Here is a 26,262-nt window from a genome sequence, read left to right as displayed (position 1 = left end):
AACTTACTTTTTAGCGAGTTTTGCTTCGATAGAATGCATCGTATGTGGCACAGCCATCAATCTTTCTTTTGCGATAAGTTTTCCTGTATCTACACAAATGCCATAAGTACCGTTTTTGATACGGATCAACGCATTTTCCAGATTATAGATAAACTTTTGCTGTCTAGCTGCCAGTTGGTTCTGACTCTCACGCTCAAGTGTATCTGCGCCATCTTCCAGTAATTTGGAGGTAGAAGCTGTGTAGTCAGTGCCACTATCATTTTTCTTACTCAATGACTCTTTCAAGGCGTGAAGTTCCTCTTTTGCACTTTGAAGTTTCTTTAATATTATCCCCTCGAATTCTTTTAATTCTTCCTGGGAATATGCGGTCTTTTCTTCCTTGCTCATAGCCAACTAATATTAGGTAACAGTATTGGGACGGTTCATTTTAGAAATAGTTCCCTAAAATACATTTACGGGTTGGATTTACAAGGATTCAGGACACAGCTTTTACTTGAAAATTTCACCCCAGAATTATATTCATAAGCAAGAGGCATGATAGTCATACGATGACAAAAACATGCACTATATACCTCAAAAGACACTTAAAAGTGAAATCGAACCTTAAGAAATATTTCAAAAAGCTGATAATCAAAACACTACAAACCCAATCTTGTAAATCACTATTTAGTTTGTAGAAAAATTTTAACAATAGAAACATCTGAAAGGATATATTCAATTGTGTATTTCCTGTTGAAAAATTAATATATAGGATCAAATTATTTGACCTTGGATAGATCAAGTAAAATAAAAAACCGTCATGCGACGGCTTTTCCTTCTTGTAGCATTTTCTGCAGTCGTTTCTGCAGAACCATAGGTTCAGCATCAATCCGATATTTCATATTCAGGTATTGGCCAACCTCTTTGAGGTCTTTGCCATGTTGCAGGTGAATTGTCTGCAAAGCTTCGGTAATAAGGTCTTTAGCCATGATTTTGGGGTGTTAGTCTCTTAAGATACTATTTTCTAAGATTGAAACTCAAAAAACCTACTATTAAAATTACAATCTTGTTGCCACGGTAATCGATTTTCGAACTATTTTCAGCTTTCCAGAGAGGTCATATAATTCTACCAGCAGTATGTAATAACCAGGCCTCACGATTTTCCCCTGACTATCTGTACCGGTCCAAGTAAACAAACCTGACACACCCAATAACTCATTTTGAGCTAGGGATGCCATCAGCTGACCTGTAGTAGAATAAATCCGAAAACTCCCGATCCACCCAGCTTGATCAAGCTCGTAACGAATAGAGGTAAAAGTATTTCCATTGCTTCCTTCCGGGTCAAAGACTTCTGGGTCAATTAGAATCAACTCTCCTTCCAATTCTCCGGCAATCAACTGAGAATTCTTTCGCCCTGGAGTGGCATATTCCTCAATTGCTGAGGCGGAGTGCCAATTTGCGGATAAAGAAGCTGGAGATTCCGTCGAAAGCCGCTCTAGAGAAACACCTTTCGGATCCCTTAACAATGGGTGATGGAGATCTTCCGAGTAAGAAAAAGCCTCAGCCAAAACTCCAGCTGAATCCAATAAAACCACAGTTCCACCAGCTATTGGATAGCTAGGAAGGGTTGCTATTTTTATGAATTCTGCGAATGTAGATTTGGGGTAATCTAGCTTCAATTGTTCTGGGTTGGTAGTGATCGCTAGAAAGCCTCTGGGTGGAATAATAACTGAAGATTCGCTGATTTTTTTCATCTGATCTGCTCCTCCAGTTTCATCAAGATTTGCAAGTTTCCAATGCTTCAGCTCCAAATAATTATCTGTGATGTTGACCAACTCTACAAACTTGGGTGAACCTGTCCTCGGGTTAAAGAGTAGTTCATTGATCAACACATCGCCATTCTTGGCCTCCACAGGCAATATGATCTCCAAAGGCTCGATTTGGGCATATGCATTCCCCGAGCAATCAGACAAATTATTTATGCTTAGTTTATAAATTGTATTGACAGCAACTTCCGCAACGAAGACAATATGAACTTGGCTGGAACTTGGCTGAAAAATAGAATCAATCTCAAAATTTGGATTCATTAAAAAACCTGAATTATCAAATCCAGAAAGGATTGGCTTTGAAAATGTTAGCAAAAGACTTTTCGAAGTGATGAATTCATAAGAGTTAAGAACTGGTTCTGTCTCGTCAGGAGTCAAATCAAATACTGAATTCTGCCTTCCCGGAGTGCCCCGAAGCGGGTCAATTGAAGCTCTCAACAAATCATTTTGCTCACAGGCATAAAATGGATTAGCTACTTCTAGGCTGTATCCACCATTCGCAAATTCACTTCCACCCCAGCTCTTCGTCGCATAAGAAATTATGTCAATTACATTTCCATGATCATCTTTCAATTGCAATTGATCGCCCGAATTCAATAATGTTGGCCAAGATTTGACACCTATAACTACACCATATTCTTTCAATTGTGAAGCTTGATTTTCTGGTGCCAAAAGAAAAAACTCATTTGGCTGAATCCATGCCTCCTGCAAAACCACAGTCGATCTAGAATTGGAGTAGGACAACCCTTCTAAACGAATAGGATATTCCCCAGCATGAAAAATCTCTACATATTCAACATTCGGCAAGTCAAGATCAGCTTTTGGAGCTGGCATGATTTCATTGATCACAAGGGTTTTGTAGGGGATAATAGTCGGATCAAAAAACTGAAAGGAAATCAAAGTATCCTTTAGAAAGTTTCCTTCCAAATCCGGAACCTTGGAGACTTTCAACTCATAACTTCTCCCATGTTCAAGCTTTTCATCGAAACTTAAATACACCAAGGAATCTGACTTCCTAGTCACAAATAACGGTTCTGATTCATTCAGGCTGTAGTTAAATGCAAACTCAGAAAAGACTGGATCTACCCCTTCATCAAACTGAATTTCAATTTGTCTTTCATCAAACCCACGGACATTTCTAATTTTTGGTTCAATATTATCCACTAAAAATTCTCCAAACTCAAAGTCATCCATCAGCCATTTTGCGCAGCTCCCCGACCCAGGTCCATAACGGATTTCTATCATTAGGTAAATATCCTCGGCACCATGATACTTCTCTGGTAATTCCACCTCAAACAATCTGAATTCCTGATCCTCATTCCCAAATTCATTTGCTCCAACAAGAATTTCTCGAACTGAATAATTCCCCATCAGCTGCTCTCCCCATCGAAATGAAACCAAAGCAGGTCGATCACCAGTTCCGTTTTTGACCGACCTTGCCCAAAACCGAACTTTAGGATCATCAAATTCTTGAGGAGAAAGACGAATAATCACTTCACCGTCAAAAGTAGAGATTGGCTGAACAGCTAAAGCTTTACTACCATTTTTCCCCAACCCATTTGCTTGATAAATACGGGAAGAAGTACTTCTGACTTCATTAGCATACCAACTTGGCAAAAACGCATCGGGGTAGCTTTGAATAGAAAATTCAGATTCAAAATCCTGAACTTGATTACTGTCCGTAGTCAGGTTTGCTTCTGATTGAACAAAAGCAGAAAAATAGAACAATTGCCAAATAAAAAATAAGCCAATCATAATAAGTCAATTAAAAAGTCTAGACTAAATATACTTATCAAAACGATCTCAAACTACAGGCTTTGTTGGGATTTATTCGATTTTGATTAAAATTTTTGGAATACAGGCCTGAAAATGAATTAGTAGCCCTTACTTTTGTGCTTCAAAAATTTTCAACAACTACTTTTAAGCAGAAGCAGATGAAATTAGCAGTGGTAGGAGCTACCGGCTTGGTAGGCTCAGAAATCCTAGAGGTGCTCGCAGAGCACAACTTCCCTTTTGACGAACTTCTATTAGTCGCCAGCGAGCGATCAGTAGGTAAACAGATTCCATATAAGGGTAAACCTTACACTGTCATCGGTCTTGCTGAAGCTGTTTCATTGAAACCTGAGGTAGCTATATTCTCCGCTGGTGGAAGCACTTCTACTGAGTGGGCGCCAAAATTCGCTGAAGTTGGTACGATCGTGATTGACAATTCTTCTGCATGGAGAATGGATCCTTCTAAAAAATTGATCGTCCCAGAAATCAACGCCAAAGAACTTTCCAAAGAAGATAAGATCATAGCAAACCCAAATTGCTCTACCATTCAGATGGTATTGGCACTGGCTCCTTTGCGTGAGCGCTACGGCATCAAAAGAATTGTAGTTTCTACTTACCAGTCGGTGACAGGTACAGGAGTAGCAGCAGTAGAGCAGATGATGGCTGAACGCGCTGGTGAAAAGGCTGAAATGGTCTATCCTCACAAAATTGATATGAACGTACTTCCTCACATCGATGTGTTCCAGGAAAATGGATATACTAAGGAAGAAATGAAGATGATCAAGGAGACAAAGAAAATCTTCAGTGACGATACTATACAAGTAACTGCAACAACAGTGAGAATCCCAACAATGGGCGGACACTCAGAAGCGGTAAACGTGGAATTCAAGGAAGACTTTGATTTGGCTGAAGTACGTGAGCTACTTGCGGCTGCTCCAGGAGTCATTGTACAGGACGACGTGGCAAACAACATTTACCCTATGCCAATCACTGCGCATAAAAAAGACGAGGTGTTCGTAGGTCGCTTGAGAAGAGATGAATCTCAGGCTAATACGTTAAACATGTGGATTGTGGCAGATAACCTTAGAAAAGGCGCTGCGACCAACGCCGTTCAAATCGCTGAATACGCGCTCGCAAACGGCTTGATTTAATGGATTTGACCCAGTATCATCGGGCCGACTTCCAACAATTTGTGCAGGATCATCTTAGGGAAGATCCTGCACTTTTACTTTTTAGATATCAGGGCAAAACTGATTTCGATTTAAAAGCCGCAGTACAGCAAATCTCCGCACGACAAAAAGCTGCTAAGAAACTTCCCGCTTGGTCTGCAAACCCGAGGATAATTTTCCCTCCTTCAATATCTCTGGAGCAAAGTTCCTCCGAACAAACTGCCGAATTCAAAGCTAGAAATAGAAGCGGTCAATTGATGATTGACCTCACTGGAGGATTTGGAGTAGATAGTTATTTCCTGAGTAAAAACTTCGAGAAAGCAATTTATTGTGAGCACCAAGATGATTTGGCTGAGATTGTAACCCATAATCTAGAAATCCTTGCTCGAAAAAAATTCGACATCATAAAAGGAGATGGCTTAGATTTTTTGGCTAAATCTGAGAAGCATTTTGACCTGATTTATGCCGATCCAGCTCGCAGGGGAAAAGGCAATCAAAAGCTCTATAAACTTCAGGATTGCGAACCCGATGTGGTCAGTGTCTGGGAAATGATGAAAAGCAAAGCAGATTCAATTCTCCTGAAATTATCACCCATGTTGGATATCTCGCAGGCAATCTTAGAGCTTCCTGATATTCAAAAAGTGCAGGTGATCTCCGTCAAAAACGAAGTGAAAGAATTGCTTTTACATTGGAGCAAAAAAGGCGTTGAATCTCCGTTAACAATCGAAGCAATAGATCTAGGAACTGATGAAAGTAGTTTTTCATTCGAGCAAGGCGGAGAAGAAATAAGCAATTCTACTTTTGGAGAAGTGGAAAAGTATTTGATCGAGCCGCTTTCAGGAATTTTGAAAGCCGGAGCTTTTAAGAGTTTTGGAGAAAGGTTTGGTCTAAAAAAACTAGACCCGAACAGTCACATCTATACTTCCTCAGAATTTCAGACAAATCTTCCAGCTAGAGTATTCGAAGTGATTCAAGAAGCACAGCCTAAGAAAGGGGAAATCAAAAAGCTATTTCCATCTGGAAAGGTGAATGTAATCACTCGCAATTATGCCAGTGGATCTGAAGGACTGAAGAAAAAACTAGGGGTAAAGGACGGTGGTGAAGATTATTTGATCGGAACAAAAACCCTGCGTGGATTTAAGGTTTTTTGGTGTAAGCTTGCTAAGTCAGAATAAGAATCTTTTTATTGGCATAAGCATTTCAAAGCCTCAATAACTCTTAGGATTTCGAACTTTGCGAAACCTTTGTGCACTTTGTGGTTAAAAACAAAAAAAGTGAAGGATTACTCCTTCACTTCTTCATAATCGACGTATTCACCGCCTTTGATATCATGATTCTTTTTTTCTTTCTGCTTCTGAGGGACAAAATCTACGATTATCTCATCCTTTGACGCAGAAGCATGTCGCTGAGCGCGCTGTTCTTCCTTTGCCACCTCACTTACATGCTGAGCAAATTTGGCCAATTTGCTTCTAAGAAAATATCGGATTAGTTGGCCTAGTAGCCAACCAACTCCGAGAACTATTACAAGAAATTTCCACACAATAGGTTAAAATTTTATTCTTTAATTCAATTTAAAGTTTCCCTATTCAGCCTTTTGAATTTAGACTTCAGCTTTATTTATCTACTCAAATACAGATTCCGCTCTGCGTAGATTTTCAAGAAATAATCATCCATCAAATCGTCGATAAAGTAAATCGCTTCACCGGTAGATTTCATTTCAGGCCCCAATTCTTTGTTTACTTTCGGGAATTTGTGGAAAGAGAAAACTGGTTCCTTGATCGCATAACCCTTTTTGTAAGGCTTGAATTCAAAATCAGTTACTTTTTTCTCTCCCAACATCACCTTTACGGCGTAGTTTACATAAGGTTCTCTATACGCTTTGCAAATAAATGGCACCGTTCGCGAAGCTCTTGGATTTGCTTCGATAATATAAACCTTGTCATTTTTGATTGCAAACTGGATGTTGATCAAGCCTACAGTTTTTAGTGCAAGGGCAATTTTCTCAGTATAAGTCTCGATCTGACGAATCACCAAATCCCCCAAGTTGTACGGAGGAAGCACCGCGTAGGAATCACCAGAGTGAATTCCAGCAGGCTCGATGTGCTGCATGATCCCGATGATGTACACATTCTCACCATCACAAATCGCATCAGCTTCAGCTTCAATTGCACCTTCCAGGAAGTGATCTAGCAGGATCTCATTATTCGGAATATCTCTCAAGACATCCACTACATGCTGCTCAAGTTCTTTTTCGTTGATCACAATCTTCATACCCTGTCCACCTAGCACGTAGCTCGGGCGAACCAAAAGCGGGAAACCAATTGTCTTACAAAGTTCAAGCGCTTCGTCTGTATTATGAATCGTTCCAAACTCAGGATAAGGAACATCAAGATCTTTCAATAAACTGGAGAATCTTCCTCTATCTTCTGCCAAATCCAAGGCTTCAAAGCTAGTTCCGATGATCTTGATTCCGTATTTATCCATTTTCTCAGCAAGCTTCAGAGCAGTCTGACCACCCAATTGGACGATCACACCCTCAGGCTGCTCGTGAAGAATGATTTCGTAAATATGCTCCCAAAACACCGGCTCGAAATATAGTTTATCAGCAATATCAAAGTCTGTAGAAACCGTCTCAGGATTACAATTAATCATTATCGTCTCGTAGCCGCATTCTTTTGCTGCCAAAACTCCATGAACACAAGAGTAATCGAATTCTATTCCTTGCCCAACTCGATTTGGTCCTGATCCAAGAACTACTACTTTTTTACGGTCTGATTTGATGGACTCATTTTCAGTTCCAAAAGAAGAGTAATAATATGGAGTCTTGGCTTCAAATTCTGCCGAGCAAGTATCCACCAATTTATAAACTCGCTTGATGCCCATCTCTGTGTAGCGCTTATCGAAAACTTCGCTTTCTAAGCAATCAAGCAAATGTGCGATTTGACGATCCGCATAGCCTTTTCGCTTTGCCAAATCCATCAATTCCACAGGAATGGTTCCTATTTTAAATTTCTCAATTTCTCTTTCTAAATGAATCAGCTCCTCAATTTGCTTCAAGAACCACTTATCTATTTTAGTTAAATCGTGAATTGTACGGAAAGAAATTCCAAGTTTGAATGCGTCGTAGATATGGAAAAGCCTATTCCAGCTAGGATTAGCCAAGGAATACAAAATCTCTTCTTGATTACGTAGTTCTTTGCCATCGGCACCAAGACCATTTCTTTTGATTTCAAGGGACTGACAGGCTTTCTGAAGGGCTTCTTGGAAGTTTCTTCCTATGCCCATCACTTCACCTACAGACTTCATAGAAAGGCCTAGTCTTCTGTCGGAACCCTTGAATTTATCGAAGTTCCAACGAGGAACTTTCACAATTACATAATCTATGGAAGGCTCAAAAAATGCTGAGGTTGTTCCGGTAATGGAGTTTTTCAACTCATCCAAGTTATAACCGATTGCTAGTTTTGCCGCTACTTTCGCAATTGGGTATCCAGTTGCTTTCGAAGCCAAAGCAGAAGATCGGGAAACTCGCGGGTTGATCTCGATACCTATGATTTCAGAATTGTTAGGACTCACTGAGAACTGCACGTTACAGCCTCCAGCAAAATTCCCTATGCTATTCATCATCGTAATCGCATAGTTCCTCATGCGCTGAAAGGTCGTATCAGGTAAGGTCATCGCAGGTGCCACCGTGATAGAATCACCAGTATGCACACCCATCGGATCAAAGTTCTCAATAGAACAGATCACTATCATGTTGCCGATATTATCACGCATCACTTCCAGCTCGTATTCTTTCCAGCCAAGGATACTTTGCTCAATCAGCACTTCGTGAACTGGAGAGGCTTGAAGACCTGCTACTAGTGCCCCTTCAAAATCTTCTTCCTTTTCCACAAATGCACCACCAGCACCACCTAGGGTATAAGAAGCTCTGATGATTAATGGAAAGCCTATTTCTTGGGCGATTTCTTTTCCTTGAAGAAAGGAAGTAGCCGTAGCACCTTTACAAACGCCAACGCCGATTTTTTCCATCAACGCTTTGAATTTTTCACGGTTTTCAGCAGTATCAATCGCATCGATATCCACACCGATCATATTCACCCCGTATTTCGCCCATACACCACCTTTTTCGCAGTCTATTGCAAGGTTCAATGCAGTTTGCCCTCCCATAGTCGGAAGAACTGCATCGATGTCTGGATGATCTTTGAGGATTTGTACGATGGATTTCTTTTCCAAAGGAAGCAAATAGACATTGTCGGCCGTGACAGGATCAGTCATAATGGTCGCCGGATTCGAGTTAATCAAGGTAACAATGATCCCTTCTTCACGAAGAGACCTAGCTGCCTGCGAACCTGCGTAATCAAATTCGCAAGCTTGACCTATGACGATGGGACCTGAACCAATGATGAGAACGTGCTTTATACTGCTATCTTTAGGCATTAGAGAGGGATTGATGAGAAAGTATTGCTTAAGTCCAAATTGGGGCAAAATTAGAAAAATATTCTGAAGGGGCACGGTAAAATCAGAAAGAAATCCAAAAACACCATTGAATTTACTGCAAATTTCACTTACAATTATTTCGTTTTTGGCAAAGAATTGAATCGGATTTATTGGTAAACCAACAAATGGCATTTATTATTGTCTAATCATTAAGATCAAGAGGAATTTAATTTTCATCTCATTTTTTTGATAAATCCAAAATTGTAAAACATCCTACAGATGCATAAAAGAATAATTACGCTTGGCGAAATCATGCTCAGACTCTCCACTCCCGGCCATGAGCGTTTTGTAAATACCCAATCTTACGAAGTGAATTATGGAGGAGCTGAAGCAAACGTGGCTGTATCTCTTGCCTTCTGGGGACAATCAGCCGCTCATGTCACTTCATTCCCTGATCATGACATTGGAAAAGCAGCGGTAAATACCCTGAGGTTTTCGGGAGTTGACACTTCTTTTATTAGATTCAACGAAGGCAGAATGGGAGTTTACTTTGTAGAAAATGGAGCTATGCAGCGCTCCTCAAAGATCATCTACGATAGGTTTGATTCTGCTTTTGCACAGGTGAATGTGACCGATTTTGACTGGGAAAAAATATTTGAAGGAGCAGATTGGTTTCACTGGACGGGTATTACTCCTGCCGTTTCGCAGGCAGCAGCTGACCTTTGCAAAGCTGCCGTACAAGCCGCGTCAAGACTAGGAGTGAAAATCAGTGCGGACATCAATTACCGAAGAAATCTATGGCAATATGGTAAAGGCCCGATGGATATAATGCCTGAATTGATAGAACCTTCACACCTGATTATTGCAGGTTTGACAGATTTCGAAAACTGCATGGGAATCACCGACAACGACTATTTGCAAGCCTGTGAAAAAGCTAAGTCAATGTGTCCCTCTTTAAAATATGTATCAACTACGCATCGGGATTCTATCAGTGCTTCTGAAAATAACCTTAGCGGAGTACTGTGGAACGGAGAATCTCTGCTCGAATCCAAATCTTATGAGATGACACATATCGTGGATAGAATCGGAGGTGGGGACGCATATATGGCCGGCTTGATCTATGGCTTACTCAGCTCAGACGATCAGAATGCACTAGACTTCGCAGTGGCAGCTTCCGTACTGAAGCACTCTATTCCTGGAGATGCCAATTTCGTCTCCATTGACGAAGTAAATCAGCTGGTGGAAGGAAAAAATGTTGGTAAACTTTTACGATAATTATAAGATGAGATTTTCAAACAGTGAAATGTTAAAAGCAATGAGCGAAACAGGAATGATTCCTGTATTCAACCATGTAGAAATAGAAGTAGCAAAAGGCGTACTCGACGCTTCCTATAAAGCAGGTATTCGGGTTTTTGAATTCACCAATCGGGCAACAAACTCGCTGGAGGTTTTCAAGGAGCTCTATGAATACGCGGGCAAATACTCAGATATGGTGATGGGTATCGGCACTATTTTCACCACCGAAGATGCCAATGCTTTCATCGAGGCCGGTGCTGATTTTATCGTTTCTCCGGCTTTGATCCCTGAACTGGCGGTTTATTGTAATTCCAAGGATGTCTTTTGGATCCCAGGATGTGCTACCATGTCGGAGATTTTTCAAGCCAAAAAGCTCGGTGCTACCTTAGTAAAAGCTTTCCCAGGAAATGTCGTAGGATCGGCATTCGTAGCCGCAGCTAAGTCCGTCTATCCTGAGCTTCATGTCATGCCAACCGGCGGTGTAGAGCCAACTGAGGAAAATCTGAAAGAATGGTTTGAAGCTGGAGTCTATTGTGTAGGAATGGGATCTCAGCTTTTCAAGAAAGACTGGATCAAAAATCAGCAATACGATCTCTTGGAAAATAAAATAGCAGAAACGCTGAAAGTGATTAAAAGCATTCGGTAAAAATCATTAAGTGGTAAGGAGTCATGAAAAACTTCTTGCCACTTACAAACTTTACTTTTTTGGATGAGTGACCAATTCATAATACTGCTCCAACAAGGGCAAACCAAAATTTCGTGACTTCATCTCGCTGATCTTACGGAAGCCCATTCTTTCATAAAGACTTGCAGCAGCATCTAACCCAGCAGTAGTGTACAAATAAGCAGCATCATAGTTCCGATCTAGATAGAACTCCATCCACTCCTTCATTAACCTACTTCCGATTCCAAAACCTCGAAACTCTTTTGCCAGGATAAAATATCGCAACTGTGCTCGGTTTGCAGGTCTATGCATCAGCAGCACAAAGCCAACCAATTTTCCTTCACTTTCTACTACCCAAACTTTGTCTCTTTTCAGATTGTAGGCGCGATAGAATTCTAGCAAACTTTCCATCACATAGGCTTCGAAACCTATCCCAAGATCGTGCTCTTCCGAATAGACCTTGCCATGCAAAGCCGCTACCTGCCCGAGATCACCAGGTTGAAGGGTATTTCGTATTAAAAAATCAGGTAGCTTATGCATCCAATTAAAATAGGAAATAATGGTGGAAACTCCTCTAGCTCTATGATAAAAAAAGCCACCCTTGTGAGGTGGCTAAATATTATTCTTCAGTGTAGTTGAAACTATCCACCTGCTCCTTGATCCAGTCATGGTACTTTTCGGTACGGAATTCTACCCATTCCTTTTTGTACTTGGAATCTTCGATCAGAAACTTAAATGCTGTATTTGCTTTTGGCTTGGTCAGCGAGCTCACCAAATCATCGGCTAGGTTTTTTTCTTTGACGCGACGGTCAATAAAATCCTGCATCATCTGATGCTCCTGAGCTGGCTCCATCTGGGTAAACTCGGCGTAATTATCCGGGTTTTCCTCGATTTCATCCAAAATATCTTCTTCATCAGGCGTCAGATCATAATTGTAATAATCCTCATCATCCGGCATGTGATGAATCCTTTTCTTGTCGATCTGATAGAAGCAGATCATTCCTTTGAGTAATTGTGTTGAGATAAGGTCTATCTCCTTTTCAGTGAGGGAAAGCATTGATGGTTTACAAAATTTTCAGAAAAATAGTGAAAGTCAACTTGTGATCAAATTCTAGTATTACTTAAGCTATCGAAGCGCCAATATAATGGGATTTAATTACTTGAATCAAGAATTTTTGAAAGCATTTTGACATCAATTTCGTGACCTCCTGCAAAAGTCAGCTTTTTCACTTCCTGGCCTAGATTTTTGGTCAATTCTTGCTGTATCTCAATACTTTCCGGTGTGATAAATTCATCCTTATCCCCCAAAACCAAGGTAAGTTTTGTATCCGAAAATTTGTCCCGTGCATCCTCCAAAACCATATCCTGAGCAAATCCACCCGCCCAAAGCACCAATTGATCCACTTGACCACTCCATCTGCTTGCCCAGCGTGTAGCAGTCGCTGCTCCCTGAGAGAATCCCAGTAAATTAATTTTTGGCTTTTCTTGAAACTGGGAAAGCAAGCTTTCCATCAATAAGTCTAAGTAATTATGATTGTTTTGAATAGCTATTTCCCGCTCATGCTTGGTCATCCAATTCGCTCCAACTCTCCCAGAAAAACCATTGAGATAGCCGTAATTCGTACCTTCTGGAGCTACGAAAAGCAGATCATCCGAGTCAAATCCTTGAAACTTTCTTATAAAAAACTCAGCCAGTTGCCCATAGCCATGCAACACCAACCAGATTTCCTTTTCCTGAAAGGTAGGCTCATGTGAAACGGAATACTGTGCCTGAAACTGAAAACTGATACTTTTCTTCAAAACTTAGGCATTCAGATCGTCAAACTTAAACGGCAAAAGCGTCTGAATCCCAGGAAATCGAAGTACGCTTCCATCAGGATTCTGGATTAGGATGGAGATAGGCCGATTAAACCGCATCTCCATTTCGTTGATCGTCTGCCTGCAAAGCCCGCAAGGTGACACTCCCGCCCAGATCTCATCTCCTTTACGACGGGCTACAATCGCTATTTCCTTCACAGCTAAGTCAGGAAAATTAGCTCCTGCATAACCTAACACCAATCTCTCTGCACATACTCCGACGGGGAAACTCACATTTTCCTGATTGCTGGACTGAAGAATCTCACCCGATTCCAGTCGAACTGCTGCACCCACATGGAAGTCAGAATAAGGCGCATAGGCCTTTTCAGACACTTTTCTCGCCCGCATCATCAGCTGCTGCTCTTCAATAGTCAGTTCTTCCCAGGCAAGTTCTTCAAACTCAGCTTCTATTTTTATTTTCTTACTCATCGTTGGCTAAATTGGAGTTTTCCTAACGATTAAGGTAAGGAATTGTTCCTTTTAATATTCTCACTCCAATTTTTTACCCTTAAATATATTTTCCATTTTAGACCAAGTAACTCAACAACCCATGCATACCATTCTGATTTTAGGAGGCGGGAAATCTGCCATTTTTCTGATTGATTTCCTGGCGGAAAGTTGCCAAGCTAAGGACCGCAAATTGATTTTGGCAGACATCAATCTAGCGTCTGCTAAGGAAAAACTTAAAAATCAGCCAAATACTGAAGCCCGTCAGCTTGATATTGAAGATTCGGATGCCAGGCAGTCCTTGATCCAACAAGCCGATGTAGTGATTTCCATGCTGCCAGCTTTTATGCATCCCATCGTAGCGAAAGATTGTCTGGAATCCGGAAAACATTTTTTCTCGGCTTCATATGAATCTGAACAAATGCAGGAAATGAAAGCCGAAATCGAAGCAAAAGGCTTGTTCTTCCTGAACGAATGTGGCCTAGATCCTGGAATCGACCACATGTCTGCCATGCAAATTATCAACTTTGCAAAATCAAAAGGCGAGGAAATCATCTCTTTCAAATCCTATTGTGGTGGGCTTCTAGCACCGGAATCAGAAGACAATCCCTGGAAATACAAATTCACCTGGAACCCAAGAAATGTAGTGCTTGCCGGCCAAGGCACATCCAGATACCTAGAAAAAGGGGATTTAAAGTTTGTTCCTTATCATCAGCTTTTCAATCGGCTCGAGACAATCCAATTTCCAGAACTTGGAGATTTTGATGGCTATCCCAATCGGGATTCCCTGAGCTACAGAAAGGTATATGGCTTAGAAAATATTGATACCATGCTCCGCGGCACGCTGCGCAGAGATGGCTTCTGCAAAGCTTGGAATGTATTCGTCCAGCTGGGAATGTGCGACGATAGTTTTCAGATGAATTTACCTGAAAGCACCACGATGAAGCAGTTTCTCAACTCTTTTTTACCATATGACAAAGAGCTATCAGTAGAAGAAAAACTCGGCAACCTAATCCCGGATTTTGATTTTCCCACCTGGGAAAAAATCCAGTGGCTGGGATTTTTTGGCAACGATTTACTACCTAAAACAACCGGCTCTCCCGCAGCAATTTTACAGGCGATTTTAGAGAAAAACTGGAAGCTGTATCCAGAGGATAAGGACATGATCGTGATGCAGCATCTCTTCCAAATCAAAACTGAAGAAGGGATCAAAGAAATCAGGTCGAGTTTGGTTTGTTACGGGGAAGATGCGACTTACACGGCTATGGCAAAAACTGTGGGACTTCCGCTGGCTATTGCTGTAGATTTATTTCTAGATGGAGGGATTGACCTAAAGGGACTCCATAGACCTGTGCTTCCAGAAATTTACACCCCTATTTTAGACGAGTTAGCCAGAAGAGGAATTCGTTTTAAGGAAGAAGAGCATTTACTTTAAGCTTTGAAGCCAAGCAAAAAGCCGGAGACTAATCTAGCATAGCTTTCATGTGGTGTTCCATCTTCATTTTTAAAGAAAATGGCTGAAGTTTCAAGCTCTTTTTGAGTTCTGGAAAAAGCACAAATTTCCCGTTGTATTCTTTTTCCAGGCCTGTCTTGCAGTGTGAATTTTCTTTCGGCAAACAATCCTTTTTCTCCTGCTTCTTTCTGAAAATCCTGCATTTGCCTTGGCGGAAGAATAAGCCAGAATCGCCCATCTTCTTTCAAAAGCACATCCACTTTTTCCAGTAAATCGCCAAAGGAAAGCTCGTCCGTGTGCAAGGCCCTATTGCGTTGTGCATCGGGTGATTTCAGGTGATCTGGAAAATAAGGCGGGTTGCTCACGATCAGATCAAATGTCTGCTCAGGCTGAAAGTCCTGAAACCTCCCCTCCCAAAGCTGCATACGATCAGAAAAAATATTTGCACGGAAATTCCCCAAAGCCTGAGCGGCAGCTTCAGAATCTATCTCAACTGCCTGAATTTTTGCTTCTGAAAACCGCTGGGCGAGCATCAAGGCGATCACTCCAGTCCCAGTTCCTACATCCAAGATTTCTCTCGGAAAACTAGCATCAGCCAAAGCTCCAAGCATTACCGCATCTGTGCTGATTTTCATCGCACAGCGATCCTGATTGACCCGAAACTGCTGAAACTGAAACCAGGAATTGGCCATTAGGCGCGTGCCTTGCTGAAGAAACTCAGGTTGAATCGAGGCTTGTCATCCATCACATTCAGATCATCCTCAGATACCCGCTTCACACTCTCAATCGTATAGAAAGCTTTCTCATCAACGCTTTTGACTTTCGCGATAAATTCCGTCAGACTATCTCTTTTCATCACGGTAAAAAGCAGATTGACCTTCCCAAATCGCCCTTCTCCACCGACATTTGTAAAACGGAAATCCCGCTCCTTCATGTACTCAATCAGTTCTGGTAGAGGCTGTGGCGTGATCACTCTCACGAGTACCCTTCCCAGTGCCAATTTCTCCTCAAAATACATCCCCACATAAGTACCCATACCAAATCCACCGGCATAAGCTACATAGGACATAGGGTTATCTATGTTTTGAAAAATCTGCCCGATAGCAAGAAGCCAGATCAAGGCCTCAAAAAAGCCTAAAACTGGCGCAATATTCCTTTTCCCATTCATCATAAACATGATCCTCAGCGTGTTAATAGACACATCACATACTCTCGCAAAGAAGATGAGCAAGGGCATAATCAGGTAATCAAACAATTGCTCGGAAACGCCTAGGGTGTGAAAGAATTCTTGCATAGCAAACAGGGTCTTGATTTGAGCGCAAAATTACACCCTATTCCACGAAGGACGAAATAATATTTGGAATTAGATTTTGCGATCTCTTCCGGCCGACATCCCAAAAAAAGTAAATGCCAAAGCAAAGAATAACAGGAAGAAGATCAGCACATTCCAGTTGTCAAAAAGATCCAGCGACACCCCAAAAAGAAAAGGACCAAGTGCCGCCAAATAATACCCCGAAGACTGCACCATGGCCGATAGTTTGGCAGTAGTCTGATCCTCAGCCGTACGCAAAGCGATCAAGGTGTAAGCGATACTCAAACTCGAACCCATACAAAGGCCTACAATTCCCAGCGAAGCATAAGTAACCAACTCATTCTCTATAAACAATCCCAAATAACCCAGCACATAGGCTACTCCCACAGTCAAAACTACACCGCTTTGCTCCCTGAGTTTGATCAGGAAATTTGGGGCAAAATAAGAGCCCAGAAGCGATACTACCTGCATCATCGAAGACACAAATCCGGCTTGAGCAGGAGTCCAACCTCGGGAAATCAACATATCGGGAAGCCAGGTCACCATGGTAAAATACATCACGGACTGACAGCCCATGAAAATCGTGATCTGCCAAGCCAGCTTAGATCTCCACACGTTCTTTGCAGGATCAGTGACTTCCTGAATACTTGCCTTCGGGCGTTGCAGCTGTGGTATCCACACAATCATCGCCAGCACCATAAATACAGCCCAAAAGGCCAAAGACCCACGCCAGCCAAAACCCCAATCCACCGCAATCGGCACACTCATTCCCACAGCAATTGCCGCAAAAAGCGACATCATCGTCGCAAGCAAGGCAGTCATCAAGCCCAACTTCTCCGGCAGCCTCACTTTGATCAGAGGAATCACCAGCACATTGGCGATCACTATCCCTACCCCAGTCAGCGCAGTACCAAAAAGCATCAATTCAATTCCTCCCAACACACGAAGAATTACTCCAGTAGTGAGAATAGCAACTCCCAAAAACACGGCTCTTCCCATTCCCAGCCGCTTTCCTATCCCGGGAGCAAAAAGCGAGAATGTCGCAAATGTCAATAAGGGAAGCGTGGTGAGAAATCCCGCCAAACCATTGGACAAACCCAAGTCTTCACGGATAAATGGAATCAATGGCCCAACCGACGCAATCGAGGTGCGCAAATTGATCGAAACCAAGATAATCCCAGTGATTAGAAGTGATTGAGAGGAAAGAGATTTATTCAAGACTGAGGTGTAAAAATCGAAGGGTTTTTCGAATGAATTTAACGACTAGTTAAGTGGGGCAAAGCTAGGGAAATTAAGATGAATTAGCCTTCCGAAATAATGTAGAAAGTGAAAGATAAGGTCTTACCAAAATGATTGGGATCAAATTAGGCAACTCCCCCTTTCTCAAAGGGGGCTAGTGGGATTTTCCAAATTATCAAAGAACTGAGATTCCCTCAAACAAAAATTTGCGCCTTAGCGCCTTGGCGGGAGATTTAATGTTTTGCCAAAACCTTCGAGGTTTGAAAAAAACCTCAAAGGTTACCTGTCTGCATCAACCCCAACTTCCTATTAATCTCCGAAATCTCAATCCCCACTTGCTGTAGCGTCAGCGGCTCCTGCGGAAACTCATCACTCATGTAGTACTCAAACTTCCAGATCTCCCGAATCTCCTCCGCCGACACTTGATAAGGTGTGTAAATTGGATTTAGCGAGCGTAGCAAAAAGCTTCTTTCCTCAGCCTGAAAACTCAGCATCTTAAAACTGATCCCTTCACTTGCTGTCACCACCACGCAGGGAGTTTCTTTGGCAAGTCTCCACTCAGACAAATACGATCCGATCACATAAGCCCCATCCGCAATTGGCAGCATGCTGTCTCCCTCGGTTTGGAACATGCGATACTTTTTGTCTTTTGACAAATTGGGAAGATTGAAAACCGGCAGTGTACTCAAATACTCCGGATCTCCGAAGCCTCCCAAGTAGCCTGCTTTCGCCTTTATCGGCACAAGCTCGATGTTATCCTCATTACTTGAGCTAACGGTGGTGGCAAGAATCCGAACTTTCGAGCCGCTCAGAAACACATCATTTCCAGCTTCCAGGTCACGGATCTTCAGCTCACTGAGTTTGGATAGATCCACCCGCAGCAGTGTATCCACACTCATCCGAAAATAATCCGCACAGAGTAGCAAATCCTCGATTGCCGGCGACTTGCTATGCCCATTTTCATGCGCGTTCAACTTGGCGCGAGTCATGCCAAGATTTTCAGCCAGCATGTCCTGACTCAATTTGCGTCGCTTTCTGAGAAATTTCAGATTGCTACTCCAGAAAAAGCTTTGACTTCCCATTTTATTTTGATACAATTAATGACAACAAAATGATACTAATACTATCAAATATAGGGAGAAATCTGAGAAATGGAAAGGCATATTGTGCATTTGGATCTAGACACGTTTTTCGTGTCTGTGGAGCGGTTGAAAAACGAAGCGCTAAAGAACAAACCCGTCATCATCGGCGGTAGCTCCGATCGTGGAGTCGTGGCGTCCTGCAGTTACGAGGCTAGGAAATTCGGCGTGCATTCTGCCATGCCGATGAAGTTGGCGCGGAGACTTTGCCCTTCGGCATTTTATGTCAAAGGCGATTACGATAGCTACAGCAAAAGTTCTCGTCTCGTCACCGAAGTAATTCAAGAGCAGGTTCCGCTGATGGAAAAGGCTTCTATCGATGAATTTTACATCGATATGACGGGAATGGATCGCTTTTTTGGCTGTGAGAAATTCACTAAAGAACTTCGGGAAAAGATCGTCCGAGAGTCGGGGTTGCCGATTTCCTGTGCTTTGGCAGTAAACAAACTCGTATCCAAAGTAGCCACTCATGATGCCAAACCAAACGGACAAACGATGATTCCTTTTGGCGGAGAAAAAGGTTACCTCGCGCCACTTCCCATCCGAAGAATGCCAGGCGTGGGCGAAAAAACCTCTGCACTCTTGGAGCGAATGGGTGTAGAAAGTATCAAGCTGCTGAGCGAGATTCCTCCACGCATGATGCAAAACCTCTTGGGAAAATCCGGAATAGATCTCTCACGCAAAGCCAACGGAATCGACGAATCACCCGTCATTCCTTACACAGAGCAGAAAAGTATCGGCACGGAAAACACCTTTGAGTCGGACACCATCGACATGGCTTTTCTGAACAGTCAACTCGTGCGGATGACGGAAAAGGTTGGCTTTGAGCTTCGCCAAAAACACAAACTCTGCGGCTGCATCACGGTAAAGCTTCGCTATGCCAATTTCGATACGGTCAGCCGTCAGTGCATCATCTCTTACACGAGTTCGGATGAGGTGCTTTTGCAACGAGCCAAGGAACTCTTTGCGAAGCTCTATGAAAAGCGGATGCTCGTGCGGCTTGTCGGCGTGAAAGTATCTCATCTCGTGCAGGGACATCAGCAGATCGACCTTTTCCAAGACACCGAAGAAGGCGTAAATCTGTATCAGGCTATAGACTGGATCAAGAATCGCTACGGCGAAAAAAGCCTCACCCGCGCTATCACCCTAACTCCCGCTTAAGATGTTCATCAACTGTAAAACCTGGTTCAGCTACCGCTACGGCACCTTCAGCACGGAGGCGCTCGTCGATGCCGCGTCCGAGCGTGGCCTGTCCTCCCTTGGCCTCACCAATATCAACAGCACGGCCGACATGTGGGATTTTGTGGATTTCTGTAGGGTAAAAAACATCAAACCCATCGCAGGCACCGAGATCCGAAATGAGGATAAATTCTGCTATCTGCTCTTGGCGAAAAGTGATGCCGGATTGCTGGAAATCAACCGCTTTCTCTCTCAGCACATCCAGGAGGAATTGGCCTTCCCTGAGCGTCCAGATTGTTTTTCGGAGGTCTTTGTCATCTATCCTTTTGGGAGCTTTGCTGCGCAAAATCTAAAAGAACATGAATTCATCGGCGTACTAGCAAGCGAGCTGAATCGTCTCAAAAAACATGAAATTGAAGCCTTTCCCAGGAAATGGGTGATTCGTCATCCGGTAACTTTCAAGGACAAAATTGCCTTCAATATCCATCGACTGCTTCGCGCTATCGGTAAGAATACGCTGATCAGCAAATTGGGAGAAAAAGACTTTGCTTCCCCCGATGAAATGTTCGTGCCGGAAGCCGCGCTCATGAGTGCTTTCCGAAATTTTCCGGGTATGATCAGCAACACACTTCAGCTGATCGATCAATGCGAAATCAAGACGCAGCTCCATACCGACAAAAACAAAAAGCACTACAGCGCCAGCGGGGAAGACGATAGAATTCTCCTCGAAAAACTCGCTATGGAAGGTTTACAGTATCGCTACGGGAACAACCCTACCGCGAAAGCCCGTGTGATCAAGGAACTGAAAATCATCCATCAACTGAATTTCAACGCCTATTTCCTGATTGTCTGGGATGTGATTCGCTATGCGCAAAACCGTGGTTTTTACTACGTAGGCCGAGGAAGTGGCGCCAATTCCATCGTGGCCTATTGCCTGAAAATTACGGATGTGGATCCTATCAAACTCGACTTGTACTTCGAGCGATTTCTGAATCCCCACCGGACTTCTCCTCCGGATTTTGACATAGATTTCTCCTGGAAAGATCGGGACGAGGTCATCGATTATATTTTCAAGCGCTACGGGAAGGATCACGTTTCCTTGTTAGGAATGTACAGCACCTTTCAGCGAAGAGCGGTAATCCGTGAGCTGGGGAAGGTTTTTGGCCTGCCAAAAGAAGAAATCGACCAGCTCGTCCGTGGCAAAGGCCAACCGATGAACGAGGACAAAATCCAGCGTACGATTCTGAAATACGGTCAGTTGCTGGAGAATTTTCCCAATCACCTTTCCATTCACCCGGGTGGAATGCTGATTTCCGAGAAACCCATCTATCAATACACCGTCAATGAACTGCCACCGAAGGGATTTTGCACGGCACAGATCGATATGTTTTTGGCGGAGAAAATCGGCTTGTTCAAACTCGATATTCTCAGTCAGCGGGGATTGGGGCATATCAAGGAAGCCATCGCGCTAGTGAAGCGCAATCGGGGAATTGACATCGATATCCATCGGGTCGAGGAATTCATGAGTGATCCGAAGGTCGCCGAGCAAATCCGAAAAGCCGACACCATAGGTTGCTTTTATATCGAGAGTCCAGCCATGCGACAGCTTCTCACCAAACTAAAATGTGACGATTACCTCACGCTGGTCGCTGCCAGTTCGATCATTCGTCCCGGCGTGTCACAGTCGGGCATGATGAAGCAGTACATTGAGCGCTTTCATGATCCGGCCAAAACCGTCTACCTCCACCCAAAAATGAAGGAACTGCTGGAGGAAACTTACGGCGTGATGGTCTATCAGGAAGATGTGATCAAAGTCGCGCATCACTTTGCTGGCTTGGATATGGGCGAGGCGGATATTCTCCGCCGTGCCATGTCCGGGAAGTACCGATCGCACAATCGCTTCAATGAGATCCGAGAAAAATATTTTGCAAACTGTACCAAACTTGGGCATGATGATACCGTCGCAGCGGAAGTTTGGAGGCAAATGGAATCCTTCGGAGGCTATTCATTTTCGAAGGCTCACTCGGCTTCTTTTGCAGTGGAAAGCTATCAAAGCCTCTACCTGAAGACCTACTTTCCGATGGAATTTATGGTTGCTGTGATCAATAATTTCGGAGGGTTCTATGCCACGGAATTCTACTTTCACGAGCTGAAGCGTACCGGAGCGAAAGTAAATCCGCCTTGCGTAAATCGCAGTGAATACCTCACGAATATCAGTGGAGATCAGGTTTTCGTAGGACTGATCCACGTGCAGCAACTGGAAGCCAAACTCTGTACGCTGATTCTCGAAGAACGGCAAAACAATGGCCCATACCTAAGTTTGGAAGACTTCATCGAGCGCACACAGTCTGGCCCCGAGCAACTGAATATTCTGATCAGCGTGGGTGCTTTTGGATTTACAGGTTTGGGGAAAAAGAAACTACTGTGGAAAGCCAACTTCGCCCAAAAAAGACTGACTGCCATTCCGGATTCCCCCGCGCTTTTCAAGGAAGCTCCCATGGATTTTACGCTGCCGGATTTCCCAGATTACCCGCTGGAAGATGCCATTGATGAGATCAATGTGCTGGGCTTTGCCCTGACGGATATGTTCCGGCTTTGTGCCAATGATGGTAAGGGAATGACTTTGGCGGATCAGCTGCCACACTTACTTGGTAAGAACGTGGAAGTTCTCGGACAGCTTGTAGTGACCAAAGATGTGCGAACCATTCATCGAGAGCACATGGCTTTTGGGACTTTTCTGGACCCCAAAGGCGACTGGCTGGACACGGTTCATTTCCCTCCTTCGCTGAAGCGTTTTCCTTTTCAGGGCAAGGGCTTTTACAAAATGCGAGGCAGAGTAGTGGAAGACTTTGGCACCTTCGCCGTCGATGTGCAGGGCATGTGGAAAGTGGGCCTGAAGGGGAAGAAGGAGGTTAGTTAAACACTCAATTGCAAATCAATTTCAGGCATTTCATCATAAGTTCTGCCATTTAAAGTTCTGCCTGTCTTCTTTTTATTTTTCCCTCCCCACTGCTTGAAAAAGAAAGCAACATCTGCATCTTCACACTGTTCTTGGATTTCAATTACCCAATCTGGATTCATCGGCCTTGGCTTATGACCACTTTCACCACCCACAATTACCCAATCAATATTCTCCAAATTCAAATTTGAAAGCGGTCCTATCAATGGTTCAAGAGACAAAAACTTAACCTTTGCAGAAGTTTCTCTCAAATAATCGATCCTTCCTTGAACCTTTTGTTCTTCAACCGACACTCCCATCCAAATATTATGAGACCACTTTAATTCCTGATGAACTTCATACAATCTTTCCGCTCTTTTGGTAAGAACTTGAAATACATGTTGAGGATTCTCATTCATTACCTTAAACACTCTCTTTATGAATTCCAATGGCACTTTATCATGAAACAAATCACTCATTGAATTCACAAAAACTACTTTGGACTTTTTCCATGAATAGGGAGTATTCAAAGATTCTTCATGAGTTCTTACTTCAAAATTATCCTTGTATTTCTCAATACCCATCGCTTGTAGCCGCTTTGACATTATCTCTGCATAACAGAATTTGCATCCCTGAGAAATCTTATCGCACCCAGTGGTAGGATTCCAAGTCATTTCAGTCCATTCTATACTTGATTGTGCCATTATTTAAAAAAAACTTTAGCTGTATATGTAATTTTACTTGTCTTTACTCCACTTTTATCGAGTAGATAAACTTCGGATGCATCATGAAGATTAATCAAAGCATCCTTGTAATTAGGTTTTATGTAATTTGTTTTATGATTATGCGCAAGATAAATATCTTCTAGGCTAAGTCCATTGTAATCATTTTTCTGTGAGTAAAGAGATTTTGCCAATTTATTGATCGAGTGAATATTCATTTCAGCATCAAGAACTGGTTGAATATTCAAATTTGCACCAAAATACGGAATGCCATCTTCCTGAAAATCACTATATTTTGACATGATTTCCTTTGCCCTTGTAATTGCTAATTTAACCTTAGAGATAAAAAATAAATAATGGCTTGTTTGGTCTCGATCAGGAAAGTTTATTCTAAAATATAACGTCATATAACCTTTATCCTCAAATATTTTTTGAAATGTATTTATGATGAATACTTCCCTTTTTTGAGGTGATAACTCCTTTCGATAAAATTCTCGAATTTCCCCCAAGTATTCTCCGAAGATCTCTACCATATTTTGCTCAACCCTACTATTTACTAGAGCGGCTCTAATCCTATTAAAATTAAAAAGCATAAACAAATCCGATCCCCAGCTTTTAATTGTATGCATTAGCATCTCTTGAGTAAACCCATACCCCAGAGGATCTATAAAGGTTAAAGATGGTAAGTTTTCTTTAAAAGCATCTTTTATTATATCTATGTTAGCTGAATCATTATACACTATAGGCTTATATTTCAGGTCATTATAGTAAGCTAAATTTAGAATATTGCTTGACAAGTCACTTACAAGTTTTTTATCCTTATCATTAAATATCGTCTGGACGTGTTCATTATAGTCGACAAATGTCCCCTTACTACTGTAAATACTATTGAGAATTTTAATTGGGGTTGACGGTGTTCCGTCTTTATAAAGTCCTGGCCCTGAGAACAAATCTAAATACAATATTTTTTGAACCGTTCTGAATTTTTGTCCTTTCAAAATTATAGCAGCCCATGCTTTGAAATATTCATTTAGTATTTCTGATTTAATCTCTGACGCTTCTCTTTTTTCCTTAAAAAAATTTGACAAACTAATCCCAGGCATCGGCTAATAGGTTTATTTTATTTTGTAAGTATTACGAACGTAATATGCCTATTTCAACTTCCTAATCAATACCCTGCATAGGGTATTTTTCACCAAAACCTGACCATTGCTGTCACTTAAATATCAAAACCGAGTTTCTCACAAATTCTAGTTTGTCTTTTGGAATATCATCCACCAAATAAAATATTCCAATAACTCTCACTTCACCTGCTCCTTGATCCAACCGGTAACGAGTTCAAGCGCTTTAGGTGAAATGGTTTGCTCTATCTCCACATATTCGCCAATCATCCCAGTCTCTGCTTCCTGAAACAAGTGATTCAGTCCAGGCAATTCCACAGTGGTCACATTCGTATTTCCTCCTTTTGCCAGGCCAGCTTTGATCGCTTCCAAGTTCTCTTTAGCTGGGACTTGGAGATCTTTTGATCCATTAATTGCCAAAACTGGGCAGCTTACTTTCTCCAATATCGGAGCAGGATCATACCTGATGAAATACTGCATCCAAGGGTTAGTCATTTGAGCCATCTGAGCATTGACAAATTCATTCTCAGTCATTCCACTTGGCACGCTCGCCGCTGGAATATTTCGGAATACCTGCGTCATGTGATTTCTGATTTCTCCCTTCATTTCTTCTTCTCCCTGTTCTTTGAGGATGATTTCAAACACCTTCCTACTGAGCATTTCATTTTCTGCCAGCTGATTGGGAGTCATACCGGATGCTTTACCGATCAGCTCTTGCTGTGCCAGAAGTAGTTTATCTCCCCGAATTCCGGTACCCGCTAGCATCACGATAAAGTCAATGTCATCTGAATCTGCAGCAACCATCGGCGCGATAATTCCACCTTCACTATGTCCCATCAGGCCGATCTTACTTTTATCGATCTCAGGTCGAGACTGCAAATACTGTACAGCCGAAGCCACATCTGTAGCAAAATCTACTGAAGTTGCCGAACTGAAATCTCCAGTAGAAGCTGCCGTCCCCCGATCATCAAAGCGCAAAACAGCGATACCATTTCGAGTTAGGTAATCCGACAAAACCAGAAATGGCTTATGCCCCATCAATTCCTCGTTACGATTCTGCGGACCTGATCCAGAGATCAACACTACGGCCGGGTAAACTCCATCTTGCTCTGGCAAGGTAAGCGTACCTGCCAAGAGTATTTCAGCTTGTTTATTTTCAAAAATCACCTCTTCAGAACGGTAAGGAAAAGGCTTTTTAGGCTCCTGAGGTCTATTGGAACCTAATTTCTCAATCTCCTCTCTGGATAGATTCATTGGGAATGACTGACCTGCCTGATTGAAAACACCAATGATAATATTGTCATCTCCCAGCGTCCCTTCGTATTTAATATTCGCGTTGGTAATGGCAATTTTAAGTGTGTTATTTTCAAAACTGGTGGAAGACACCGGAATCCCGAATGCTCCTTGATCTGGACTATCCATCGTGGCGCTGTAGCCAGTATCAGTTTTCTTCACATTGAATACTAACCGAAGCTGAATCCCCTGCACTTTCAAGGCGCCATTCCACTGACCAGTGATCTCTTGGGCAAAACCCGTCATCGTAATCAAAAGTGATAGAGCAAGTAGTGTAAATCTTTTCATAGCGGTTTTTTAATAGTTGAGATGATGATAAAAATCAATATGTATATCCGCAATGACACCAGTGACCAAATAAGTTCTTATTGACAGTTGGTGACAATTACTTTAAAGAGCATTTAACTCATTATAAATT

The 26,262-nt window shown here is 42.4% G+C and carries 23 protein-coding genes; 7 read left to right on the top strand and 16 right to left on the bottom strand.

All coding sequences use genetic code 11. The features are described 5' to 3' along the window. Positions 1-3 precede the first annotated feature (3 nt). From LV83_RS09390 to LV83_RS09385, 3 genes are all read right to left on the bottom strand, one after another. A complete protein-coding gene (locus LV83_RS09390; RefSeq protein WP_111611301.1) occupies positions 4-387 on the bottom strand; it encodes a TraR/DksA family transcriptional regulator in 384 nt (127 codons plus the stop codon). 410 nt (positions 388-797) lie between these two features. After that, a complete protein-coding gene (locus tag LV83_RS21405; protein ID WP_158530554.1) occupies positions 798-968 on the bottom strand; it encodes a hypothetical protein in 171 nt (56 codons plus the stop codon). A 69-nt stretch (positions 969-1,037) separates the two neighbouring features. Next, the gene (locus LV83_RS09385; RefSeq protein ID WP_111611300.1) at positions 1,038-3,560 is read right to left on the bottom strand and encodes a lamin tail domain-containing protein; all 2,523 of its coding nucleotides are present in this window, start codon (positions 3,558-3,560) and stop codon (positions 1,038-1,040) included. 179 nt (positions 3,561-3,739) lie between these two features. On the opposite strand from LV83_RS09385, the gene LV83_RS09380 reads away from it, so the two are divergent. Together LV83_RS09380 and LV83_RS09375 are read left to right on the top strand one after the other, a co-directional pair. Then, positions 3,740-4,729 (top strand): aspartate-semialdehyde dehydrogenase, encoded by a 990-nt coding sequence (locus LV83_RS09380; protein WP_111611613.1) that lies wholly within the window; start codon positions 3,740-3,742, stop codon positions 4,727-4,729. Continuing rightward, on the top strand, positions 4,729-5,922 hold the full coding sequence (locus LV83_RS09375) for a class I SAM-dependent methyltransferase (RefSeq protein WP_111611299.1): 1,194 nt from the start codon (positions 4,729-4,731) through the stop codon (positions 5,920-5,922). The genes LV83_RS09380 and LV83_RS09375 overlap by 1 nt, the downstream gene beginning before the upstream one ends. Before the next feature lie 107 nt (positions 5,923-6,029). Here LV83_RS09375 and LV83_RS09370 read toward each other — a convergent pair whose 3' ends face one another. Then, a complete protein-coding gene (locus LV83_RS09370; RefSeq protein ID WP_111611298.1) occupies positions 6,030-6,287 on the bottom strand; it encodes a DUF4834 family protein in 258 nt (85 codons plus the stop codon). Between the two features lie 77 nt (positions 6,288-6,364). Next, complete coding sequence (carB, locus tag LV83_RS09365; protein WP_111611612.1) at positions 6,365-9,184, bottom strand: carbamoyl-phosphate synthase large subunit; 2,820 nt, start codon at positions 9,182-9,184, stop codon at positions 6,365-6,367. 279 nt (positions 9,185-9,463) lie between these two features. On the opposite strand from carB, the gene LV83_RS09360 reads away from it, so the two are divergent. Next, complete coding sequence (locus LV83_RS09360) at positions 9,464-10,459, top strand: sugar kinase (RefSeq protein WP_111611297.1); 996 nt, start codon at positions 9,464-9,466, stop codon at positions 10,457-10,459. Positions 10,460-10,499: 40 nt separating this feature from the next. After that, complete coding sequence (locus LV83_RS09355; protein ID WP_245947030.1) at positions 10,500-11,126, top strand: bifunctional 4-hydroxy-2-oxoglutarate aldolase/2-dehydro-3-deoxy-phosphogluconate aldolase; 627 nt, start codon at positions 10,500-10,502, stop codon at positions 11,124-11,126. Between the two features lie 51 nt (positions 11,127-11,177). On the opposite strand, the gene LV83_RS09350 is transcribed toward LV83_RS09355, so the two are convergent. The 4 genes from LV83_RS09350 to LV83_RS09335 all read right to left on the bottom strand — a co-directional run bounded on the left by LV83_RS09350 (position 11,178) and on the right by LV83_RS09335 (position 13,430). After that, positions 11,178-11,684, bottom strand: coding sequence for a GNAT family N-acetyltransferase (locus LV83_RS09350; RefSeq protein WP_111611296.1), 507 nt, complete (start codon positions 11,682-11,684; stop codon positions 11,178-11,180). A 79-nt stretch (positions 11,685-11,763) separates the two neighbouring features. Further along, the gene (locus tag LV83_RS09345) at positions 11,764-12,201 is read right to left on the bottom strand and encodes a UPF0158 family protein (protein WP_111611295.1); all 438 of its coding nucleotides are present in this window, start codon (positions 12,199-12,201) and stop codon (positions 11,764-11,766) included. Positions 12,202-12,296: 95 nt separating this feature from the next. Continuing rightward, positions 12,297-12,944 (bottom strand): alpha/beta hydrolase, encoded by a 648-nt coding sequence (locus LV83_RS09340; protein WP_111611294.1) that lies wholly within the window; start codon positions 12,942-12,944, stop codon positions 12,297-12,299. Between the two features lie 3 nt (positions 12,945-12,947). Next, a complete protein-coding gene (locus tag LV83_RS09335) occupies positions 12,948-13,430 on the bottom strand; it encodes a cytidine deaminase (RefSeq protein WP_111611293.1) in 483 nt (160 codons plus the stop codon). Between the two features lie 121 nt (positions 13,431-13,551). Between LV83_RS09335 and LV83_RS09330 the strand changes: the two genes are divergently transcribed. Further along, positions 13,552-14,883: a saccharopine dehydrogenase family protein gene (locus LV83_RS09330; RefSeq protein WP_111611292.1), complete on the top strand. Its 1,332-nt coding sequence runs from the start codon at positions 13,552-13,554 to the stop codon at positions 14,881-14,883. On the opposite strand, the gene LV83_RS09325 is transcribed toward LV83_RS09330, so the two are convergent. The 4 genes from LV83_RS09325 to LV83_RS09310 form a co-directional block, all read right to left on the bottom strand. Beyond that, entirely contained in the window at positions 14,880-15,593 is a 714-nt protein-coding gene (locus LV83_RS09325; RefSeq protein WP_111611291.1) for a tRNA1(Val) (adenine(37)-N6)-methyltransferase, read from the bottom strand. The two genes, LV83_RS09330 and LV83_RS09325, sit on opposite strands and share 4 nt — an antisense overlap. Continuing rightward, positions 15,593-16,195: a DUF2179 domain-containing protein gene (locus LV83_RS09320; RefSeq protein ID WP_111611290.1), complete on the bottom strand. Its 603-nt coding sequence runs from the start codon at positions 16,193-16,195 to the stop codon at positions 15,593-15,595. Before LV83_RS09320 ends, LV83_RS09325 begins: the two co-directional genes overlap by 1 nt. A gap of 69 nt (positions 16,196-16,264) precedes the next feature. Then, positions 16,265-17,431: a CynX/NimT family MFS transporter gene (locus LV83_RS09315; protein ID WP_111611289.1), complete on the bottom strand. Its 1,167-nt coding sequence runs from the start codon at positions 17,429-17,431 to the stop codon at positions 16,265-16,267. A gap of 293 nt (positions 17,432-17,724) precedes the next feature. After that, positions 17,725-18,534 (bottom strand): XRE family transcriptional regulator, encoded by an 810-nt coding sequence (locus tag LV83_RS09310; RefSeq protein ID WP_111611288.1) that lies wholly within the window; start codon positions 18,532-18,534, stop codon positions 17,725-17,727. Between the two features lie 69 nt (positions 18,535-18,603). Between LV83_RS09310 and dinB the strand changes: the two genes are divergently transcribed. Together dinB and LV83_RS09300 are read left to right on the top strand one after the other, a co-directional pair. Next, the gene (gene dinB / locus LV83_RS09305) at positions 18,604-19,752 is read left to right on the top strand and encodes a DNA polymerase IV (protein ID WP_111611287.1); all 1,149 of its coding nucleotides are present in this window, start codon (positions 18,604-18,606) and stop codon (positions 19,750-19,752) included. Between the two features lies 1 nt (position 19,753). Next, positions 19,754-22,690 carry a DNA polymerase III subunit alpha gene (locus LV83_RS09300; protein WP_111611286.1) on the top strand — a complete coding sequence of 979 codons (2,937 nt, stop codon included), beginning with the start codon at positions 19,754-19,756 and terminating at the stop codon, positions 22,688-22,690. On the opposite strand, the gene LV83_RS09295 is transcribed toward LV83_RS09300, so the two are convergent. The 3 genes from LV83_RS09295 to LV83_RS09285 all read right to left on the bottom strand — a co-directional run bounded on the left by LV83_RS09295 (position 22,687) and on the right by LV83_RS09285 (position 26,132). Beyond that, positions 22,687-23,412, bottom strand: a complete 726-nt coding sequence (locus LV83_RS09295) for a DUF5131 family protein (protein WP_111611285.1) — start codon at positions 23,410-23,412, stop codon at positions 22,687-22,689. The genes LV83_RS09300 and LV83_RS09295 overlap by 4 nt on opposite strands. Continuing rightward, positions 23,412-24,533 carry a three-Cys-motif partner protein TcmP gene (tcmP, locus tag LV83_RS09290; RefSeq protein WP_111611284.1) on the bottom strand — a complete coding sequence of 374 codons (1,122 nt, stop codon included), beginning with the start codon at positions 24,531-24,533 and terminating at the stop codon, positions 23,412-23,414. The genes LV83_RS09295 and tcmP overlap by 1 nt, the downstream gene beginning before the upstream one ends. Before the next feature lie 198 nt (positions 24,534-24,731). Further along, positions 24,732-26,132, bottom strand: coding sequence for an alpha/beta hydrolase family protein (locus LV83_RS09285; RefSeq protein ID WP_111611283.1), 1,401 nt, complete (start codon positions 26,130-26,132; stop codon positions 24,732-24,734). Between the last annotated feature and the right edge of the window lie 130 nt (positions 26,133-26,262).

Source organism: Algoriphagus yeomjeoni, assembly GCF_003259505.1.
Classification (GTDB): domain Bacteria; phylum Bacteroidota; class Bacteroidia; order Cytophagales; family Cyclobacteriaceae; genus Algoriphagus; species Algoriphagus yeomjeoni.
Note: the sequence above shows the minus strand (reverse complement) of the source record. Positions and strands in the feature narration are given on the sequence as shown.

Bases quoted from the DNA above. Each gene is read 5' to 3' on its own strand.
- LV83_RS09325 (WP_111611291.1), bottom strand. From the start codon at position 15,593: ATGGCCAATTCCTGGTTTCAGTTTCAGCAGTTTCGGGTCAATCAGGAT.
- LV83_RS09360 (WP_111611297.1), top strand. From the start codon at position 9,464: ATGCATAAAAGAATAATTACGCTTGGCGAAATCATGCTCAGACTCTCC.
- tcmP (WP_111611284.1), bottom strand. From the start codon at position 24,533: ATGCCTGGGATTAGTTTGTCAAATTTTTTTAAGGAAAAAAGAGAAGCG.
- LV83_RS09350 (WP_111611296.1), bottom strand. From the start codon at position 11,684: ATGCATAAGCTACCTGATTTTTTAATACGAAATACCCTTCAACCTGGT.
- LV83_RS09385 (WP_111611300.1), bottom strand. From the start codon at position 3,560: ATGATTGGCTTATTTTTTATTTGGCAATTGTTCTATTTTTCTGCTTTT.
- LV83_RS09375 (WP_111611299.1), top strand. From the start codon at position 4,729: ATGGATTTGACCCAGTATCATCGGGCCGACTTCCAACAATTTGTGCAG.
- LV83_RS09330 (WP_111611292.1), top strand. From the start codon at position 13,552: ATGCATACCATTCTGATTTTAGGAGGCGGGAAATCTGCCATTTTTCTG.
- LV83_RS09355 (WP_245947030.1), top strand. From the start codon at position 10,500: ATGAGCGAAACAGGAATGATTCCTGTATTCAACCATGTAGAAATAGAA.
- LV83_RS09285 (WP_111611283.1), bottom strand. From the start codon at position 26,132: ATGAAAAGATTTACACTACTTGCTCTATCACTTTTGATTACGATGACG.
- carB (WP_111611612.1), bottom strand. From the start codon at position 9,184: ATGCCTAAAGATAGCAGTATAAAGCACGTTCTCATCATTGGTTCAGGT.
- LV83_RS09390 (WP_111611301.1), bottom strand. From the start codon at position 387: ATGAGCAAGGAAGAAAAGACCGCATATTCCCAGGAAGAATTAAAAGAA.
- LV83_RS09380 (WP_111611613.1), top strand. From the start codon at position 3,740: ATGAAATTAGCAGTGGTAGGAGCTACCGGCTTGGTAGGCTCAGAAATC.
- LV83_RS09345 (WP_111611295.1), bottom strand. From the start codon at position 12,201: ATGCTTTCCCTCACTGAAAAGGAGATAGACCTTATCTCAACACAATTA.
- LV83_RS09310 (WP_111611288.1), bottom strand. From the start codon at position 18,534: ATGGGAAGTCAAAGCTTTTTCTGGAGTAGCAATCTGAAATTTCTCAGA.
- LV83_RS09300 (WP_111611286.1), top strand. From the start codon at position 19,754: ATGTTCATCAACTGTAAAACCTGGTTCAGCTACCGCTACGGCACCTTC.
- LV83_RS09295 (WP_111611285.1), bottom strand. From the start codon at position 23,412: ATGGCACAATCAAGTATAGAATGGACTGAAATGACTTGGAATCCTACC.
- LV83_RS21405 (WP_158530554.1), bottom strand. From the start codon at position 968: ATGGCTAAAGACCTTATTACCGAAGCTTTGCAGACAATTCACCTGCAA.
- LV83_RS09335 (WP_111611293.1), bottom strand. From the start codon at position 13,430: ATGAGTAAGAAAATAAAAATAGAAGCTGAGTTTGAAGAACTTGCCTGG.
- dinB (WP_111611287.1), top strand. From the start codon at position 18,604: ATGGAAAGGCATATTGTGCATTTGGATCTAGACACGTTTTTCGTGTCT.
- LV83_RS09320 (WP_111611290.1), bottom strand. From the start codon at position 16,195: ATGCAAGAATTCTTTCACACCCTAGGCGTTTCCGAGCAATTGTTTGAT.